Source organism: Baaleninema simplex PCC 7105 (genome assembly GCF_000332355.1).
In the GTDB taxonomy this organism is placed as follows: Bacteria; Cyanobacteriota; Cyanobacteriia; order Cyanobacteriales; family Geitlerinemataceae; genus Baaleninema; species Baaleninema simplex.
On sequence record NZ_KB235958.1, the window covers coordinates 255114 to 274856 of the forward strand.

General features: G+C 52.4%; 16 protein-coding genes and 1 pseudogene. 6 read left to right on the forward strand and 11 right to left on the reverse strand.

From position 1 onward, the window contains the following. From GEI7105_RS28830 to GEI7105_RS0103015, 5 genes and pseudogenes are all read right to left on the reverse strand, one after another. Positions 1 to 437, reverse strand: a pseudogene (locus tag GEI7105_RS28830) (glycosyl transferase); the annotation flags it as partial. Beyond that, positions 434 to 1450 carry a glycosyltransferase family 2 protein gene (locus GEI7105_RS0102995; RefSeq protein WP_017659000.1) on the reverse strand — a complete coding sequence of 339 codons (1017 nt, stop codon included), beginning with the start codon at positions 1448 to 1450 and terminating at the stop codon, positions 434 to 436. The gene GEI7105_RS0102995 and the pseudogene GEI7105_RS28830, both read right to left, overlap by 4 nt. A 158-nt stretch (positions 1451 to 1608) precedes the next feature. Next, positions 1609 to 2793, reverse strand: a complete 1185-nt coding sequence (locus tag GEI7105_RS0103005) for a transposase (protein ID WP_071591958.1) — start codon at positions 2791 to 2793, stop codon at positions 1609 to 1611. Positions 2794 to 3041: 248 nt separating this feature from the next. Further along, positions 3042 to 4979, reverse strand: coding sequence for an ArnT family glycosyltransferase (locus tag GEI7105_RS0103010; RefSeq protein ID WP_017659003.1), 1938 nt, complete (start codon positions 4977 to 4979; stop codon positions 3042 to 3044). 24 nt (positions 4980 to 5003) lie between these two features. Next, positions 5004 to 6284, reverse strand: coding sequence for a glycosyltransferase family 4 protein (locus tag GEI7105_RS0103015; RefSeq protein WP_017659004.1), 1281 nt, complete (start codon positions 6282 to 6284; stop codon positions 5004 to 5006). A gap of 360 nt (positions 6285 to 6644) precedes the next feature. On the opposite strand from GEI7105_RS0103015, the gene GEI7105_RS0103025 reads away from it, so the two are divergent. Both GEI7105_RS0103025 and GEI7105_RS28840 read left to right on the forward strand, forming a co-directional pair. After that, entirely contained in the window at positions 6645 to 7799 is a 1155-nt protein-coding gene (locus GEI7105_RS0103025) for a glycosyltransferase (RefSeq protein WP_017659006.1), read from the forward strand. Further along, complete coding sequence (locus GEI7105_RS28840) at positions 7796 to 8827, forward strand: glycosyltransferase family 2 protein (RefSeq protein WP_017659007.1); 1032 nt, start codon at positions 7796 to 7798, stop codon at positions 8825 to 8827. Before GEI7105_RS0103025 ends, GEI7105_RS28840 begins: the two co-directional genes overlap by 4 nt. Positions 8828 to 9006: 179 nt before the next feature. Here GEI7105_RS28840 and GEI7105_RS0103035 read toward each other — a convergent pair whose 3' ends face one another. Together GEI7105_RS0103035 and GEI7105_RS39395 are read right to left on the reverse strand one after the other, a co-directional pair. Next, positions 9007 to 9510 carry a HugZ family pyridoxamine 5'-phosphate oxidase gene (locus tag GEI7105_RS0103035; RefSeq protein WP_017659008.1) on the reverse strand — a complete coding sequence of 168 codons (504 nt, stop codon included), beginning with the start codon at positions 9508 to 9510 and terminating at the stop codon, positions 9007 to 9009. Positions 9511 to 9821: 311 nt separating this feature from the next. Then, positions 9822 to 10277: a hypothetical protein gene (locus GEI7105_RS39395; protein ID WP_218959054.1), complete on the reverse strand. Its 456-nt coding sequence runs from the start codon at positions 10275 to 10277 to the stop codon at positions 9822 to 9824. A gap of 462 nt (positions 10278 to 10739) precedes the next feature. On the opposite strand from GEI7105_RS39395, the gene GEI7105_RS38965 reads away from it, so the two are divergent. Then, entirely contained in the window at positions 10740 to 10910 is a 171-nt protein-coding gene (locus GEI7105_RS38965) for a hypothetical protein (RefSeq protein ID WP_190288764.1), read from the forward strand. Here GEI7105_RS38965 and GEI7105_RS0103045 read toward each other — a convergent pair. Beyond that, positions 10863 to 11351: a thioesterase family protein gene (locus GEI7105_RS0103045; protein ID WP_017659009.1), complete on the reverse strand. Its 489-nt coding sequence runs from the start codon at positions 11349 to 11351 to the stop codon at positions 10863 to 10865. The two genes, GEI7105_RS38965 and GEI7105_RS0103045, sit on opposite strands and share 48 nt — an antisense overlap. Positions 11352 to 11532: 181 nt before the next feature. Here GEI7105_RS0103045 and GEI7105_RS33055 point away from each other — a divergent pair, with 181 nt between their 5' ends. Next, positions 11533 to 12660 carry a hypothetical protein gene (locus tag GEI7105_RS33055; RefSeq protein ID WP_017659010.1) on the forward strand — a complete coding sequence of 376 codons (1128 nt, stop codon included), beginning with the start codon at positions 11533 to 11535 and terminating at the stop codon, positions 12658 to 12660. A gap of 184 nt (positions 12661 to 12844) precedes the next feature. Next, a complete protein-coding gene (locus tag GEI7105_RS0103055; RefSeq protein ID WP_017659011.1) occupies positions 12845 to 13627 on the forward strand; it encodes a UbiA prenyltransferase family protein in 783 nt (260 codons plus the stop codon). A 45-nt stretch (positions 13628 to 13672) separates the two neighbouring features. Here the strand turns inward: GEI7105_RS0103055 and tftA are convergent, their stop codons facing one another. From tftA to GEI7105_RS0103070, 3 genes are all read right to left on the reverse strand, one after another. Then, on the reverse strand, positions 13673 to 15019 hold the full coding sequence (tftA, locus tag GEI7105_RS0103060; protein WP_017659012.1) for a hormogonium tapered terminus morphoprotein TftA: 1347 nt from the start codon (positions 15017 to 15019) through the stop codon (positions 13673 to 13675). Between the two features lie 239 nt (positions 15020 to 15258). After that, the gene (argS, locus tag GEI7105_RS0103065; RefSeq protein WP_017659013.1) at positions 15259 to 17013 is read right to left on the reverse strand and encodes an arginine--tRNA ligase; all 1755 of its coding nucleotides are present in this window, start codon (positions 17011 to 17013) and stop codon (positions 15259 to 15261) included. A gap of 65 nt (positions 17014 to 17078) precedes the next feature. Beyond that, the gene (locus GEI7105_RS0103070; protein WP_035492425.1) at positions 17079 to 17639 is read right to left on the reverse strand and encodes an adenylate kinase family protein; all 561 of its coding nucleotides are present in this window, start codon (positions 17637 to 17639) and stop codon (positions 17079 to 17081) included. Between the two features lie 201 nt (positions 17640 to 17840). Between GEI7105_RS0103070 and GEI7105_RS0103080 the strand changes: the two genes are divergently transcribed. Then, a complete protein-coding gene (locus GEI7105_RS0103080; RefSeq protein WP_026097383.1) occupies positions 17841 to 19571 on the forward strand; it encodes a dCTP deaminase domain-containing protein in 1731 nt (576 codons plus the stop codon). Positions 19572 to 19743 lie beyond the last annotated feature (172 nt).

The following is a 19743-nucleotide window of genomic DNA, read 5'->3' on the forward strand; positions in this document are numbered from 1 at the left end:
CGATAGTCTACGCTGGGGGAACTTCCTTCGTAGGCGATGACGACGCGCAACTCGCTTACGAATTTGGACAATAAGGCGAGTAACGTCCAAACACCGAAGGCGTTGGAAAACACGACATCGGGTTTAAATTTTGACAGTCGCCCGACAATTTGTAGGGGAAGATAGGTGAAGGTACTGCCGTAACCTTTATCGGCTTTTTTGAGAGCGACGAGTTTACGTTCTCCGACAATATCGACGCGAAAAGAATCTTCTAGTCCGGGGGCGAATCCATGCCAGCGACTGGTGTAGACGGTGGTATTGGGGAATAAGTCCGTGAGACATTTCATGGCAGGTTGCCAGTAGAAAAATGCCGAGGTTAACAGCCACGCGACGCGCACTGATGCGGGATCGATCGCTCCCGTTTCTAACGGCGTAGAAGACTCGTTCGTTGCAGTCATGACGATACCTCAGTAGACGCCTTTTGGTTGGAGCGAACTGTCCCATCTGTCCTGACTTGACGGGTTTCTGAATTCGGTTTTTCGTAAGCCGATCGCCGCAAGCGAAGTTGTACGTCTTCGAGCAATTTGCGGTTGGCAGACATCACGTCCGCCACTAACCCGAACATCCACAATTGAAAGCCGATGAGGATTAAAATTGCCGCGAGAATCAAACTCGGCGTGCGGGCGCGATCGGGTTCAAATAAAATCAACCAGCGAATACACAGCAATATCCCCAAGGTGAAGGGAATACTTCCCGCGATCGAAAAGAACCGCAGGGGGCGATAGGTCATGAAAATTCGCAGGATCGTAAAGATCGATCGCTGGATGTAAGCGGGAATGCTTTTCACCAGTCGCGAGGGGCGTAAATAGCCGTTGGTTCGGATGGGAACTGAGGCGATCGCCATTCCCTTTTGTCCCGCTTGAATGATGGTTTCGAGGGTGTAGGTATATTCGTTAAACACGTTTAACTGCATCGCCGCGTTGCGAGAATAGGCGCGAAATCCGCTGGGGGCGTCGGGAATTTTCGTGTTGCTGGCGATGCGAACGACCCAACTTCCGAGGCGTTGCAGGACTTTTTTCGCCGGGGAAAAATGCTCGATCTCGGTGATGGGGCGTTCTCCAACGACCATCTCGGCGGTTCCGTTGAGAATCGGTTCGATGAGTTTGGGAATATCAGCGGCGCAATATTGGTTGTCGGCGTCTGTGTTGACGATGATATCCGCCCCCGCTTTGAGGCTGGCGTCGATACCCGCCATGAACACTTTCGCGAGTCCCTGGTTGTGGTCGAAACTGACGATGTGGTCTACGCCGCAGGCTTGGGCGACTTCGACGGTGCGATCGACGCTACCATCGTTGACAATCAGCCATTCGACCCGATCGATCCCTGGAATGTCGCGGGGGAGTTCGGAGAGCGTCACCCCCAGGGTGGCTTCTTCGTTGTAACAGGGAATTTGAATAATCAGTTTAGTCATTGCTGACGGAGAGGGTGGAGTATACCAGGGATTTTATGCGCGATCGATGGGATTTAGGGGAGAAGGGGAGAGGGGGAGATGGGGAGATGGGGAGAGGGGGAGATGGGGAGAGGGGGAGATGGGGAGAGGGGGAGATCTGATAAGGCTATGACTTTTACTTAGGAGGTATCGAAAGCCAAAGAAGCCCCAGGATAGGGAGAAGTACGGTGGCGTCCCCAACTCAAGGGAAGTCCTTGAAAGAGGCGGACGACAAAAGAGATACAGCCAAGGCGCCAACAAGAAAGAGTTCTCGGTCTGAGGGTCGCGGCGGCCAGACCGGTCGAGTCAGAGTCAGTCCGAGGGGAAGTCGAAGGCTTTTGGGAGTCTTCCCGACAAGCCCCTTCGGTGATGAGCCAAAGTAAAGCCACAGACATGGCCAGCCAAAGACACTCAGCCCGGTGAGGATGAGTCAAACGGGTGCGTTGCCAATTAAAGCCATCGCTCTTGAGATCGCGATAAGCCGCTTCAGTCCAAGAGCGAAAGCCATAAAAGGCAGCCGAAGCCGATTGAGGTGAGGCGTCACTCAGCAACAGCCAAGGGTCTTTGTAATCCTCGTCCCATCGGGCTAACAGGGTACAATCGAGAGGATTTTGGCGAAAGCAGCGTACCGGTTGACTAAAACTCTCACCAACTCGAACCACTTGCTCGAGAGGTTGCCAGTCGGCGAGAGTTTCCCCCGAGCGCACTTGGTAATAGCCTTGTGAGTTAATACGTAACAAAGGATGCCATCCCAGAGCCACAATTTCCTCATACAGCCAACAAGCATAGAGTCCTCGATCGGCCAAAACCCAAACCCTGACCGACTCGGGAACCACTCCGCTCAAGCGACGGAGCAAGTCTTGCCACAGGGGCTTCCAGGGGTGTTTCTGGGAAGCTTTCACGATTTTCCAGGCCACGGGAATGCCACTGCCGCGATAGAGTACGTTGAGTGACAAGACGATAAATTTTTGACCGATATGGGTCGCATCTAAGGCCAGGAACAGGTCGTCGCTCTCTCCTAATAGCTCTAAGACCCACTTCAGCAGCGGCGCGAAACAACTGGCTACATCTAGCTCAGCATATTTACGACCGTAAGCTTGGCGTTTTTCTTTGTACCACTGTTGTAGTCTTTGACGTACGTTGGTGAATTTTTCCCCGTTGACTTGGGCAATACACTCTGACACTTGAGTCAGACTTGAAGAGCGACTCATCATCATGCCAAAGCTCCAGGTGGCTAGCCCTGATACTTGTGGCAAGGAAAGATTCGGAAAATGACGACTGACTTCTTGCGACCACTGTTTGAGGTAAGCTGAGTTGTATTTCATGGCTTCTCCTAAACGAGTCTACGGCTTTCTCTTTGTCGGCTCTTTCTCTCTCTCTTACAATCATAGCCTTGTCAGGAGGGGGAGATGGGGAGAGGGGGAGATGGGGAGTGTGCATTGGCGGTGCGTGACGATTTTTCGGTCTGGTGTTCGATACCCGATTTTTCTCTTGTCTGTGGGCGGTGTACATTGGCGGTGCGTGACGATTTTTCGGTCTCGCGTTCGATACCCCATTTTTCAAGTCACGCACCCTACGGATTGTTACCTGAAAAAACCGCGATCGCACCGTATTTGTCGGCTTGGGTGAAGGTTTGTCCGCCCCACTCCAACTCGGTGGCTTGTACGTCGTCGTTTTGGTTGGCGACGATCACGCAGGGGGTAAACTCGCCGTTGGGATAGGGTAAGTCTTTGGTGGGGTTAGCCTCGACTAAACGCAGGTGTTCGATGCGAAAGGGACTGTCGAGACGCTGTTTTAACAACATCCATAGGGGATATTCCCAAGCGTCGCCGTCGTAGGACAGACCGATATCGGTACAGCCACTTTCGGCCAGCCAGTCGACGGTTTGGTTGTAAGATTGGCGAATTTCCGGCCGGGGCGTGAAGTATTGGTCGTTGCGGGAGGTATTGAAAATATTTTCAAGGCGATTTTCTTCGATGTATTTACTGTTGGCGACGATGGGACGGGTTTCGTTAAACAACAGCCATAGCAACGACGCCAAAATTAGAAATACGGCCACGGCGTTCGTGAGTTGCGGTTTGACGACTCGTTCTAACACCACGGCGATAAACGGCGATAGTAAGACGAACAGCGGTAGATGTAGCCGCGATCGCCAGGGCGACCAGATAATGAGGGAACAGAACAGAAGAAAACCCGCGACGATCGCAGCGAGATACAACGCCAGTTTCAGCCGTTGGTTCCACTCGAACCGCTTCCAATTTCCAAAAAAGGCGATCGCACTGAGAAATCCCAAAATCAGATGGAGGGGATTTCCGGCTAAGTCTTCGTGGTTGACGCGACTGTGAATGTCGAACTGTTGTCCGGGGGGAAAAGTGGTGTTGGGATCGCTGACATCCGCCCCGATGAGATTGTGGAACTGTTCGACGACGCCAATCAGGATCAGGTTGATTTTACGAACGGGGGTACTCAGGTGTAACGCCAGGTTCCGCGAGACGTTCGACAGCAGGAGTTTGAGACTCCAGCCCCCCATATCGTAGGTTTCCGTTGCGCCTAGAGGCGAACCGAAGGCGGCGAAGTTGCGAGAATAATGACCCAGGTTCAACCCGAGGGCGATCGCTCCCATAATTACCCAGGGTTGCCAAATCCGCGTCCGAAACCGCCAAATGCTGGAAATGGCAAACCACAAGCCGAAGGGAAACAGGTACAAGTAGGCAGTACCTTTAGCTAAGATCGCTAAGCCCAAACTCGCCCCCATTTGGGGAACCTGGGACATTTTGCGCTCGTTGTCCCAGTACCGCAAAACGTAGTAGGCGAAACAGGTCATCCAAAACGCGCCCACATAGTCGGTTTGGGTGCTAGAACTCTGTAAAATTCCCATCGGAAGCGTTACGCAGACGACGGCGGCCAAAATTTGCCCCCGCAATGACGCCCCCAACTCTCGAGCGATCGCCGCGACGCCGAACAAACTCCCCACCATCGCCAACCACTGGACGAGATTGGCGAAGCGATCGCCCCCGCTGAGAATTTGCAGTTGAGTAATGGTGAATCCGGCAAAGGGCCCTTGGTAAATTTGTCGGGTGATGGCGGTGGGATAGTGAGCGACGCTTTGATTTTGCATCCAATGCACTACCCGCCCCATGTGGTACGTCATCGAATCCCAGTTGTTGGGGGGGGCGATGAGGGCGATCGCCGCGATGGTGGCGACGAGGGCGATCGTGCAGCCCACGAGGAACCACTGAAACCACGACGAATGCGACATTGAGGTTTTGGGCATCTCCCGAGGCTGATATTTCGCGATGTAGAAAATCGCCAACAGGTCGAACAGTCCCCAGGCGAGAGTCAAACTCACCCCCGTCAGGGCTTGGAACGCCCCAAACAGTTCTGTAGTGACGACGACGAACGCCCCCCAACACAACGCCCCAGACAGTACGGCGTCCGTCCAGGGGTTGCCCCGTTTGCGGAAAACGAGAACCAGCAGGGCTAAGGCGAGAAACGGTAGAACGACCAGCATCGCAATCCCTTCATTGCAAGAACTTCACACCCGACGTAACGGTTCGTCCACGGCCTCGAAGATAACGCGGGCGAATTCTTCGGCCACGTTTTCGAGGGCAAAGGCATCGAGACTCGACTCAATGCACGAAATGTTGTTTTTGTCAAGTAGCCATTGCGTCAATCCTCGGGCGATCGCATCGGAATTCGTCGAATCGACGCTGATGCCTAGATGGTAGCGTCGCACGAGTTCTCCCATTAAGCCGTAGTCGGAACTGAGAACGGGTTTTCCGGCGGCCGCCGCCCAAATTAAAATCCCGCTCATGCCCACGTGACGCTGGTAGGGAGCGAGAACTAAATCCGACAGTTGGAAATAGGCCGGAACGTCGGCTTCGGGGACGAATTCGTACTGTTGCAGGATTTGCACGGGTCGATCGATCTGCACTTCGGCGATCTCGGCTTCGATGCGATCGACGATGCGAGATTCCCCCACCAGCAACACACAGAGTTGTTGGCAGAGTTCCGGGGGCAGTTGTCGCAAGCTGGCGATCGCCTGTAACACCCCTTTCCGCTCGTTCAATGCCCCGAACAACAAGGCGACTCGCCGTTGGGGTTCGATGCCCAATCCGGCGCGAATTTGCGAGACTCGCTCGTCGGAAACCGGATGGAAATCCAACGGATCGGGGAGGGGAACCGCTTTCGGCGTCGGGGAAAGGCGATCGACGGCTTCGACGGAAAAGCGATCGAGACAGAGCATTCGATGCAAGTTGGGATGGCGTAACACCCGCTTCAACACCAGGGTTTCCCGCCAGCGTTGCAGTTGCTCTTTACGAGACGGGCGATCGCCGAAAAACTGGTGGTAGTGGAACGTCGGACGAAAGTAAATCCCCGAAAACGGACAGGGTAGCGACGCCCCCAACGCCAAGGGAAGCAGGTACGTATCGAAATACATCACCACGCAATGAGCCGCCTCGAGCCGTTCTGCCGTGCGGCGCAACAGCTCCCATTCGTCGAAATAGCGGCGTAGGCGTCCCCATTTTGAATTCCGAGACGGTAAAGCCGCGAATTCCTCCTCAGAAATTGGAACGACGCGAGTTCTCGCCGTCTCGTTTGCCAGTTCCACCACATCGGGATGTTCGGTGACGAATGATGGAGATACGACTAAGGCGATCGCGCGATCGTGTCGCCGCACGTATTCGATAAGATGTCGTAAATAACTCGGGTGATGTCCCCGAACCGACAAATCGAACAAAACCGTCGTTTTCCCCGACGGAGACGCGACGGCGGATTGGTTCGGAAAACAAACTGAAGGAGATCGTTCTACCATCGACTTTTCGAGCCTTCGAGACTTGGGATACCGTCGATCGCCATCTCGACGTGCCGAGCGTTGAGTCCGAGCGGAGTCGAGGACTCAAGCCCGTCGCACCCCCGGCTCGAACCCACCCAATCCGCAATTTCGCGGAGGCTGTAGCACCCAGGCGGCAACCCAAAGCAAAATAACATTTCAGGTACGAGTGTACTTCTGCACCTTTAAAGTCAGTGAAATTACGTATAAAATTCACAAAACTTTTAGAATTCACAGGCGAATGTAAAATTCGCGCAAACTCTCCGAACGGGTCGCGGTGGCGCGGTTACAGTCGGGAGTAGCATCGAAAGAAGAACCTCAGTAATGTTATGGGAGACGAGGATGTCGAACGTGACGGGAGCCGAAACCACTCCAGTATCTGCCGACCCCCCCGCGAACAGCGCTCCGACGATCGCCCTCTTTCTCAGCTACTTGGGGGGAGGCGGTGCCGAACGCGTAATCCTCAACCTCGCTCGAGGACTGCGCGATCGCGGCACGAACGTCGATATTGTTTTAGGGAAAGCCTGGGGACCTCACCTCAGTAAAATTCCCGACGACGTGCGCGTGGTGGATTTAAACGCGGGGCGAACGGTGGCGATGTTACCCGCTCTCGTCGGCTACCTCGATCGCGAACGTCCGGCGGCCTTGTTGTCGGCCATGCACTACGCCAACGAAGTGGCGATCGCCGCCAAATACCTCAGTCGAAGTTCCACGCGTATCCTCGTCAGCGAACACAACACCGTCTCGAAATCCTTCGGCAACCTCAAGGGACTCAAGCGGTTCGCCATTCCCTTCGCCGTCCGCTATCTCTATCCCCTCGCCGACGAAGTGGTGACGGTTTCTAAAGGTGCAGCGCAAGCCTTAGCTCGAGCCAGCGGTTTAGACCGGGTTCGCGTAGTGTACAATCCCGTTATCACCCCCCAATTGCGCGATCGGGCCGCCGAGGCGATCGATCGGGCCTGGTTTCGACCGGGAGAACCTCCGGTATTTCTCGGCGTCGGGAAACTCGAAGCTCAAAAAGACTTTCCCAACCTGATTCGTGCCTTCGCTAAAGTTCGGCAAAAACAGCCCTGTCGCCTGGGGATTTTGGGCTGGGGACCCGATCGCGACGCTCTCGAAGCCCTGATTTCCCAACTCCATCTCGAGAACGACGCCGCCTTACTCGGTTACGCGGACAATCCCTATGCGTACATGGCGCGATCGAAAGCCTTCGTCTTGTCCTCCGCCTGGGAAGGCTTACCCACCGTCTTAATTGAAGCCTTAGCGTTAGACGTTCCCGTGGTTTCGACCGATTGTCCCAGCGGCCCGTCAGAAATCCTCGACGGCGGCCGGTATGGAACCCTCGTTCCGGTTGGAGACAGCGACGCCTTAGCCGAAGCCATGACGGAGGTTCTCGAGGGAGGGGGTAAATCGGCACCTCCTGAGTGGCTCGATCGCTTTACCAACGAGAGTGCGGTCGCAGCGTATTTGCAACTGATGAAGGTGAACGCCCCATGAGTCATCCGACGGTTAGCATTATCGTTCCCTCCTACAATCGCGCCTATATCCTCGATCGCGCGATCGACAGCGTTCTGGCGCAAACCGTCGCAGACTGGGAACTCATCGTGGTAGACGACGGGTCGAAAGACAACACGCAACAGGTGGTCGAACAGTTTGGCGACTCGCGAATTCGCTACCTCCGCCACGATCCCAATCGAGGGGTTTGTGCGGCACGCAATACTGGAATCGAGGCCGCCAGCGGAACCTACGTCGCCTTTCTCGACTCCGACGATCGGTGGCGTCCCGAAAAGTTGGAAAAGCAACTGCGCGTCTTCGCCAATTCGCCGCCCAAGGTTGGCGTCGTTTACACTTGGCTGGGGTTTACCGACGCCCAAGGAAATCTCAAGCGCGTCCGCAATCCTCGCGATCGCGGAAATTTGCGAGAAAACCTGCTGTTTTCTAATTTAATCGGCACGCCGTCGACGGTGATGGTGAAACGAGACTGTCTCGATCGCGGCGTGTGGTTCGATCCACGACTGCGATGCGGTGAAGATTGGGATTTTTATTTACAACTGGCGCAAGTTTGCGACTTCGAGGTCGTCCCCGAAGTGTTAGTGGACTACTGCGACGACGAAACCAGTCGTTCTACGGACGGTGCGAAAGCCACGAAAAACAGTCAAATCGTCGTAGAAGGTCATTTAAGATTATTTGAGAAATATCATCGCCCTCGGGATCTCGCCGCGACAACGTTAGGGACGTTAGAGCCTCACGAAAAAGCCGCGTACTTGTTCGATCTCGGGCGACGGTTGATGTGTCATGGAAGGCTGGCACGGTCTTCAGAAGCCATTCAACGGGGTCAGTATTATTTGGGGTTAGCTTGTCGGGTGAATTCCAGACAGCCCTATTTAAGAATGCACTATCTGGTTTCGCAGTTCGGCGGAAACTTTTACGGGAAAGCGATCGAGTTTGAGAATATGTTGAAACGGTCTTTAAAGTCTGTACTTCAACCGATTTTCAAAAAATACAATTTTTCAAAAAATATATAAAAAATCGATCGTTTTAAATTTTTAAAAAAGTATTTGTTAATACAGAATTTGAACTCAAATACTGTATTTTTAAACTCCAAAAGCCCCTCTATCCCCCCAACGCAGCGGGGGGCTAAGGGGGATGGAGTGAAGACTTCTTGAAATCCAGCGTATTGAAACAGGATGGAGTATGATAGTCTCTACATTTTTTGAGATTTGGGTTTAACAGGAATTAGGCGATCGCGATCGTCTGGATCGATGTCGTATGCTGCCCCAAAACCCACGACAAATCGTCCCGAAACCGGCGTTAAAACAAACAACTGAAAGTCTTCTAAATTCCGCAACACGTCGATGAGAGCGCCGAATCGTTCTTGAAAGCGATCGAGCGTTCGATTCCAAACCTCTGTATTACGAGCGATCGTCGCGACGCGACACTCGAAGGACAAACGGCGACGGGCGAAAATTTCCTCAGTTTTGGACTCGTCTTCAATCAGTAAAATACTCGCCTGGGGATTGGCAAGTAAATTTTTCGTGTGACTTGACAAACCGCTGATGTAGATATACAAATTCTGGGTTTCGTCCGTGACAAACGGAGCGTAACTCGCGTGAGGTTTTCCCGAAGTATCGACCGTACTCAGCATTAAACTGCGGAGCGATCGCACGAAATCTCGATATTGAAGTTGCGCTGTTTCGAGAGAACTCATAAGTTTTATCGCTACAGTCTTGACTGAGAACGTGCACCGGCCAATTTCAGGCGATTTCCCCAACTCGGTTTGAGTAGTACGACAGCTTAGTCGAGTTGTGTGAGGTTATTTTACAACGAAGCCCGATGCTTTCTTTAGCAACACGAGATCCCATCTCGAAAAAACCGAGTCCTTAGCCTTTACGCCTGCTGCCAGAGGAACTCAGACACAATAGGAACATTTAAAACCACTGAAATCACGTCCCGGGTTGAGCTACGGCGCGATCTTGCCACTCCGAACCAACAGAAGAGTTAGTCTAACCTACGGCTCCATTAAGGGCGTCCCATTCTCGCTGAAGTGAGTTTTTCAGCGTACCACATACCTGCAGGAGTTCCATTATATGTGAAATTACCAGACATAGCATTTCCTGAAAGGCGACCACTCCCCTCCCCTGGTGGACGAGACGTATAACCTGCGAAAACCTGGGGTTCGCTCTCACGTTCAAATTCAACTCTCATGACTCCCCACCGTTTGCCTGCACCACGCTCTAGAGTCATGACTGTACCTTGGATTTCAGTAATACGTCCTCTCAAGTTAACTAGAAATCCAGATATAGAGTTTCCTTGCTGCTCTACCACCAGTACCCCGTTGCTAGTCCCGTGTACGAAGCGCCATGTTCCAGTTAAGTCGAAACTCGTTTGGGCACAGGCTGGATTGCTACAAAGAGCGAGGAGAGCAAGAGATACAGCAATCAAAACCTTAATCGAAATCTTAAAGTTACGATACATCGTACTTAGCAAATCTTGTTAGAGGTTTAGTAATGCTAATGGATTCTTAAATTTTACCTCCATGAACTGAAGTAAAAAGCGTCTAACTCTCGATTAGGCTGCAAGTGCAGGATAACTTCCCCACTAGAGGTATTGTTAAGCACTGACGATCGCCCTCCAAGACTCTAGACAGTTATCCCACAGTGACTAGATAAAACGCTAGATTAGGGACGTTTTCTCCTTCGTAGCACATCCCTTCGCACCTCGTCGAACACCTCGCCGAACGTCCTTCGACACCTCCCATCAACAAGGGAAGGATGGGTGGAGTTGTGATCGCACAAGTGAGATACACCCGTCCTCGGATGTTTCACCACCTTTCAAACTGACGAGTTGAAGCTGACGTTAAGATCTGCTCCCAACACCAAACCGCATCCGATAATAACACTAGCCTCAGACCCTCTCGCGTCTTAACTGAAAGCGTCTATGTTAGCCCTGTTAATTTTATTCTTCACCGTCCTGCTCTTAGTGGCCTTTACTCCCCTGCTCGGCTACTTCGACAACAAATGGATTTTGCCGTTGATGTGGGGATTGTTCGCCGTTTTTACCCTACTCGGATGGCTGGTTTTCCTGGGGATCGGTTGGCTGAACGTCTAAAATTGACGTTCTCGGCTCGTCTGGTGAGGGTTCGAGGGATTGTGCCGAACTCGACACCCAACGTTCGATCGCCTCGGGTAACGGTTGGCGTCGTCGCTTGTGAGGGTCGATGCAAACGTGGCGCGTGGTCGCACGGCTGGCTCGGCGAGAGCATCCCCTTACGAAAATATCGTAAATGACTTCAAATTCGCTCGAACTGAGTTGATTGGGGGCAAGTCGAACTTCGATCGCGTCGCCACAAAAAAGCGGTTGAAAAAAATCGATTTCAGCCCGCACGATGGGAACGGCCACATCAGAACCGCTAAAAAACGAACGCAGATCGATTCCGGATTCAGCGATCGCGGCTTCGTAAGCTTCGTGACAGACTGACATTAAACTGGCAAAATATACGACACCCGCCGCATCAGTATCGGCAAAGCGGATCGTGCGGAAATAGGTCATGGGCAGTTAAACTAAACGAGCTTCCCTTTTACCTCGAGTCACGTCTTCGTATCGGCTCTCGAAGCGAGGACAGGCCAAACCCGCAAACGGGACGGGGAGAAAGACGGCAGCGGTCGTTACCGCATCCGGTCGAGACGTTCGACGTTCGTTTCAACACCTCATCATAATCGAGTCGAGTGCGATGGTTCGAGCTGAGATTTTCACCCAAGCTAAACAAGGCAATCCCGAGGCGATCGCCTCGTTAATGAACCAGTCGCTGCAAGTCAAGCAGATTACGGTCAACGTGAGAATCGACGGAAATCATCTGTCGGCGATCGCCACGGGAGAACGACCGCCAGATCGAGATTTTATGGTCGATTTCGTCCGCCGGGGGTTGGAAAAACTCAACACCGGCTCGATCGACCGCGTTACGGTTCTCGCTTTCGTGCGCGAGAGTACCGTTCCCCTCTGGCGCGAAACGATCGCCCTCGAGACGCCGAGACCCCCCGACGCGATCGCCTCCCACCCCCTAGACTCCTCGACGAACGGATATCGCCACCGACAGAGTCCAGAGACGCTCTTAGCCTCCCCCGTCCCCCGCAAACTCGCTCGCAAACGCGCTCGCCGACGCCAACAAACGAAAACCGCCTTCGATCGCCTCAAACTCGCAATCGGTGTTCTCCTGTTTTTCATCGTCTCGGCACTCTCGGTTAGTTTAGCTGCGATCGTCAAACTATTCACCACCCTGCTGGCTGAAAATTCTCTGTATCGCATTCAGTTTCTCGGCGATCTCATGCGCGGTATCGAGATTGCCGAAATTTTCAATATTTTAGTCTTTGCGATTCTCGGCTTGGGATTGGGACTCGCCACCGTTTTCGTCCCCAGAAAATTCGGGATTCGCTTTAACGTCGCCGTCGTCATCGTCCTGCTTCCGGTGTTGTTGAGTGTCGGTCCGATCGTACGTTACGACAACTGGATTCAAGAGTTTTCGACAAACGAAAATATTTCGGCGATCGAGTCTAAAGACCGTACCGATGACTATCTCGAAGGCAAAGTCTCTCAAACGGGAGTTTTTGGATTTTATTTACACACCGCACGTTATCCTTCTTTACCTGTACGTATCGCTCAATTAGATTCTGTCGATATTCTCGAATCGAGGGTCGTTTCCCACGTTGAAGGCAAAATGGGACTGACCTCTAAAAAACTTTCCCTTGCCTTTGCTATTTGTATGTGGGGAATTCGCCTGTTTTACTTTTTCGTGTCGGCAATTACAGTTATCGCCCATTTCGGACAAGGGGTCGATTTAGCCAATCGCATTGGCGATCGTTAACGATCGCTTTGGGTACATCTCAAAAATGTAAATTCATCGAATTGGGCGCACTCAATTTCCAGATCCCCGGCATCTCCAAGATGCCGGGGATCTTATACCGGAAGTGCTAATCGGGAATTTTGCCACCCAAAACTGATGTTTTTGCAAAAGTGAGATGCACCCCTTCGTTTCCTCCATAAGTGCCATGAACACCAGAGAAATCAATAACTTCGCCGGATTTACGATCCTGTTAGTTATCCTCGTTCTTCTCACCTTCGGGATTTTGCAGTGGTTGGGGATTCCTACCGGAAACTTCGTCGATTGGATTGTCGGCGTGGCGAGTTTTTGGTGGTTAGTCGCCATCGTCACCATCCCCTGGAACGTTTACTTCAACGCCAAACAAGTCCTCGCAGACGCCGATCGCTCTCGCGAAAGAGGCATTCCCATCGACGAAAAACAAATCCGTTACGTGAAAGTCGTTGTGCGGCGATCGCTTTGGATTGCCCTCGGACTTCACGTCATCTCTGCCCTCGGCTTGTATCTCCTCGCCGCCACCGGAATCAGCGTGATCGGCTACATCAGTTCCGTCGCCACGCTGCTGTTTACCGGATTGCGCCCCGCCGTCGCCTTTTATCAATATTTGGCTTATCGTCTCACGGCGATCGGGCGAGAATTCAAATATCCTCGTCAAGATATCATCGAATTACGAGAACGCTTAGCACAAATCGAAGAAAATGTCAAGTCTTTGTGCGATCGCCTCGATCCCGAAAAGCCCGATTCCGTGGTTTCCACTCAACAGCGTCAATTCGACGGAATTCGCCAAGACTTAAGCCGTCTGGCGAGTTCTCACGAAACCCTGAAATCCGAGAACCACGCCGAACATACCCGGATTTCGAGAGACGCCCAAAACGCGATCGCCCAACTGAGTGCAGACGCCCAATTCCTCGATCGCGTCCGCGAACTCATTCGCTTTTTCAAAGAAGCGTAGGGGAATCGATCGTTGATAGTTGATAACGGGGAAAATTGAGATGACTTACAACAATCCGGCGGATTCGTAAAGTTGGCGGAGAATTGCCATAATGCGATCGCCGTAGGTGATATCAGAAGACCAACGCCCCGAAAGTTGACCCACTAACGGCGCAATTCCTCGCGTGAGAAAGCGGAATCGAGGGTCAACAATTTCCTGTACCAGCGGTTCCGTACTGGCGTAGGCTTTCAAATGCTGAACGTGGGCGCGGACACCGATGCGGGCGCTGGAGAAGGACGCCCCACCCGCACTTCCGGCGGCGTCTCCCAATCCGGCGAAGTTGTTTTGCGCCGCACTAACGCCCTTTCCAAACCGCAGATAGTCCGTTTCCAAACACATCTGCGAAAAAGCAATATCGTAATTGACTCCTTCGATACTGGCTTCTTCTCGATATAACGTGGCGATGTCGGGAAACTGCGTCGCAGCTTGGGGGTTGTCCTTTTTCAGAAATACCAGAAGTTGAACGTCCGTCGTGTTTCCAATTCCCATGATGCGATCGATCTGTCCCTTACAAATCGGAAGAACCGATCGCAGCGTCACCGCCCGACTTTGATTGTCCCATCCCACCGCAATGTTGAACTCGCGCAAATCGACCGCTTTCACGTAAACGATATTGCGATAGTAAATCCGACGCACGAACGACGCCTGTGTCAAATCCACCCCGAAACTGTCCGCGATCGCAATAGGAATATAGGAGTTTCCATTGACAGCGATTCCCGGTTCCCCGTACTCGTGACCGTTGACGCGGATGTTAATCTGCGGGTAGACGATGGTATCCGGGGGTTTTTCGGGCGATCGATTCACCCAAGACAGCAACCCATCCGCCAACCCCGTCGCAATCTCATCGCGACGGTTTTGAATCAAATAACGATCTTCGGGATTCGTCAAAAACCCCACTTCCACGTACAACGAAGGAACCGTCACCGCCCGACAAAACAACAAACTCCCCGTTCCCGTCACCGCATCGGGACGCGCCCCGCGATTCGTCAGTTGCGGAACCCGCTGTAACAGGGCGCGAAGTAGGCGTTCGGCTTCCTGACGGCGTTCGGCGTTATTGGTGATGTAATACACCGTCGTTCCCTTCGCTTCCGGGTTGAGGGCGGCGTTCGTGTGTAATTCCACCGCCACATCGTCAGAACGGGCGCGACTGTTAATCCAATCGATGGTTTGCTGCTGGCTGAGGTCGTCGGGAACCGAGAGAACCGTGACTTTCCGGGCTTGCAGTTCGCTCATAACGCGATCGCGCAACAAAATCATCTCCTGCGCCTCAGTCGTACCGCCTGCGGTAATTCCCGGATCGATTTGTCCGTTCTCGTAACCCCCGTGACCCGCAGAAATAAAAACTCGTCCCATAACCGTAGGGTGTGTGTTTTACAGTGAACAGTGAACAGTGAACAGTGAACAGTGAACAGTGAACAGTGAACAGTGTTTCAGTCACCCGTCACCCGTCACCCGTGAAGAAAGTTTTCAGTTGTAGGGTGCGTGACCTAAAGACACGGGCAATGTGCCGCGAAATCGGCCAACTTGTCACGCACCGAATCCGTTTCTCCCCCTCTCCCCCTCTCCCTTTCTCCCCCTCTCCCTTTCTCAGCTTACATCCGCTCTAACACCTCAATTCCCAATAGGGACAGTCCCAATTTCAACGTCCGGGCGCTTAAATCGCACAACACCAAGCGAGAGGTGCGTAACGGTTCCTCCGCTTGCAACACCGGACATTTATCGTAAAACTGGTTGAATTTCTGACTCAACTCGAACAAATACTGACACAGGCGGTTCGGTAACAACTCCGAAGCAACCTCGTCGAGAATCTCCGACAAACTCAACAGATGTTTCGCCAGGACGAATTCCGGTTCTTCCTGTAACGACATCGACACTTCGCCCAAATTCTCGAAATCGATCGCGCCCTTACGACTGATTCCCTGAACCCGCACGAACGCATACAGTAGATAGGGGGCAGTGTTCCCCTGCAACGAAAGCATCTTGTCGTAACTGAAAATGTAGTTGCTGGTGCGGTTTTGACTCAAATCGGCGTACTTCACCGAACTGAGTCCCACCACGTTCGCCACGTTTTCGATAAACTCTTCGCTTTCCTGGCGTCCTTCTTCTTGGAGGCGTTTTTCCAAATCCGCACGGGCGCGACGTACCGCTTCGTCCAGCAAATCTTTCAGGCGAATCGTTTCCCCAGAACGGGTTTTCAGCTTTTTCCCGTCTTCCCCTTGCACCAAACCGAAGGGAACGTGCGTCGCTTCGACGCCTTCGGGAATCCAACCGGCCCGTCTAGCCACTTGAAACACTTGGTCGAAGTGGGTTCCTTGTCCCGCATCGACGACGTAAACCACCCGCTGCGCCCCGTCTTCGCGAATGCGGTAGCGCAAGGCGGCTAAGTCGGTGGTGGCGTAGTTGTAACCGCCGTCAGACTTCTGAACGATGAGAGGTTGGGGGTTTCCTTCTTTATTTTTATAGCCTTCGAGAAAGACGCATTTCGCCCCTTGGTCTTCGACAACTAACCCCTGTTTTTCCAGGTCTTCGACGACTTGGGGTAACATTTCGTTGTAGAAGGATTCGCCCCGTTCCTGAAGCTGCACGTCCAGGCGATCGTAGATTTTCTGGAATTCCCGCCGCGACTGATCGCAGAGTAATTCCCAAGCTTGACGGGTTTCGGTATCTCCCGATTGCAGTTTGACGACGGTGTTGCGGGCGGTTTCTTGGAATTCGGGATCTTCGTCGAAGCGGATTTTCGCTTTTTTGTAGAACGCCACCAAGTCGCCGATGTCGAGGGCGTCGGGTTGGGTGAGGGCGTCGGGATAGGCTTCTCGTAGGTAGGTAATCAGCATCCCGAATTGGGTTCCCCAGTCGCCCACGTGGTTGAGGCGGAGGACGTTATCGCCGTGGAATTCGAGAACGCGAGCGATCGCATCGCCGATAATGGTCGATCGCAGGTGTCCCACGTGCATTTCTTTGGCGATGTTGGGACTGGAGAAGTCTACAACTGTCGTCTGAGGGGTTTCTGTGGGGTCGATTCCCAGGCGATCGCTCCCTTGCATTTTTTGCAGTTGCGCTTCGAGGAATTCCCGTTTCAAGCGTAGGTTGATGAATCCGGGGCCGGCGATTTCCGGCGGTTCGCAGATCTCTGACACCTCGAGGCGATCGACAATTTGTTGGGCGATGTCGCGGGGTTTCTGTTTGAGGCGTTTCGCCAGCGACATGGCGAGGTTGGCTTGATAGTCGCCGAATTTGGGATTGTTCGTCGAGGCTAACAGGGGATCGGTTCCGGCGAGTTCCTCACCGAAGGCGTCTACGAGAGCGCGATCGAACTTTAAACGAAGCTGTTCGGGAATGGAAGACATGGAGCGTTAAAAATCGAAACCTGAAATCGAGACGTTGAAGAGTCAGAAGGAGAGAAATGGAGGGATCACGCTTGCGTCGCCGCCAGCTTATCGAGTAAATCCTGTTGGATGACTTCTGAAGGGCGATCGCCGTCGATGCGAAGGAGTTTGTTGCGCGGTTTATAGTAGCCGGTAATGGGAATCGTGCGCTGGTGGAACAAATCGATCCGCCGTCGGATGATTTCCGGGGCGTCGTCGTCGCGGGAGCGATCGAGCGATCGTTGCATCAACACCGGAACCGGGGCGTCTAACCAAATCGCCCAGTTTAATTCCTGTCCGAGATCCCCCAGGAGAAAATCCAGTTCTTCGGCTTGAAACGCTGTTCTTGGGTAGCCGTCGAGAAGCCAGCCATTTTCCGTATCCGGTTGCGTGAGGCGATGGCGAATTAGTTCGATGGTAATCGGATCGGGGACTAAATCGCCTTTTTCCACATAGGGCGCCGCTTGACGACCGAGTTCCGTGTCCGATTCGATCGCCGCGCGAAAAATTTCCCCCGTCGCAATCCAGGGAATCCCTAAGTTTTCGCATAACATCCGACCTTGCGTCCCTTTTCCGGCACCAGGGCCGCCCAAAATGACCAATCTCACAAATTCTCTCCTACACTAGACAACTCGGACGTTTCAGACGAGCGCGTGTCCCCGTCAAGTATACGATCGATCTCGTAACGAAATCGACCGCGCCCCGAGACCCTAGCGATTTCACGAAAACTCGTTCTTCCCCAAAATCGATCGTCAAAAGCGATCGTCAACGCGATATCCTAGTCAGTTGGTGGGTACTTTCTCGAAGCAGTGATTAAAAACGATACCTGGATTGCTCAAATGGCAGACAGGGGGATGATTTCCCCCTTTGAACCGCAACAAGTTCGCCACGCCGACGACTTCCCTGTGATTTCCTATGGGTTGAGTAGTTTTGGCTACGATATTCGTCTATCCCCAGCGGAATTTCGGATTTTTCGCCACATCCCTGGAACCGTCGTCGATCCCAAAAACTTCAACCCGGAAAACCTCGAACCGACGAAACTTTACACGGACGAAAACGGCTCTTATTTCGTTCTTCCCGCCCATTCTTATGGGTTAGGCGTCGCCCTCGAAAAACTGGATATTCCCAACAACGTAACCGTGGTTTGTTTGGGAAAAAGCACGTATGCACGTTGTTTTCGAGGCGATACGCGCGTTGCTTTGGTAGATGGAACGGCGCCGACGTTAGAAGAAATGGCGCGACGTTCCGAAGATGGCGAGCAATTTTGGGGCTACAGTATCGGTCTTCACGGACGAGTTATCGTCACACTTCTAGAAGCTCCGAGATATATCGGTCGGGATTCGTTAATGAAGGTGACGTTGGATAACGGTCAGTCCATTTTCTGCACGCCGGATCATCAATTTTTGACCCGAGACGGACGGATGGTCGAAGCGCATACTTTGCGCCCTCAAGATTCGCTGATGCCTTTGTATCGACAATTGCATCGCGGTTATGAAATGGTTTATCAACCGCTGAACGGGCATTTGTATCCGACACATCGGTTAAGCGATGAATGGAACGTTCGCAATGACATCTATGCCGACATTAGCGATTCCCATCGCCATCATATCGACTTTAATCGATTAAATAACAACCCTTGGAATATCATCCGAATGGATGCGTCCGAGCATATCCAACTTCACAATCGAGAATCCTACGGTGCAGAGTTCGACCCCGTCGAACACGGTGAATCGATTAAAGCTGCGATCGCACAATTAAAACAAGACCCGCAATGGAACGCGATTTTTTCACAGCAGCAGCAAGATAAAGCTCAGGCATTTTGGCACGATCCTAAATACGAGCAGCAGCGTCGATCGTTACTCGAACGTCGCCAGCACTGCTCGGAACAAACCCGCCAAGCCCATCGGCAAGCCATGATTCGCTATTATCAGGATCGACAAGCCCGTGCTTTAACCGCAGAGTTAAGCAAAAAGGCTTGGGCGCAAGACGATGGAACCCGACGGAAGCAGCAATCCGACTGGATGAAAGAATTCGTCGATCGATCGAAAACCCGTCACGATATTACAGGAGAAGCGGTTCGAGAGGCATTAGATCGCACGGGTTCGATTCGTGGCGCAGCTCGGTTGCTGAATTGCGATCGCTCGGTATTTCGGCGCTTTCCTGAAGTCATCCAGGCATTTCGAGGAGAATCTCATCAACCTGCAACACGCAATCACAAAGTTGTTTCGGTTGAAGACGTTCCCGGTACGCACGATGTTTATTGTTTGACCGTTCCGGAAGCAGGTAATTTTGCCTTAGATTCGGGGGTTTTCGTTCACAATTGCGGAATTATAGCAAATATTACGCCCGCCGAAGCCGCGTGGAAAGGTCATTTAACCTTAGAATTTTCCAACTCCTCTAGCGCAGACTGTCGAATTTACGCCAACGAAGGCGTGGTTCAACTGCTCTTTTTTGAAGGAGAAGCCTGCGATACGAGCTACGAAGATAGAAAAGGAAAATACCAAGACCAAATCGAAAAAGTGACCTTGGCAAAAGTTTAGAACTTGTAGATTAAAAATTGTAGGTTGGGTGGAACGGAGTGGAACCCAACATCCACAACTTTCGGAATTTCAACGATTTCTTAATTTCAAAAATTAGTGAAATTGAAAATTGTGAAATTCGATTGGGTTATAATCCAACATTCTAAAACCCCACAAAACGCAGTTGGAAGAG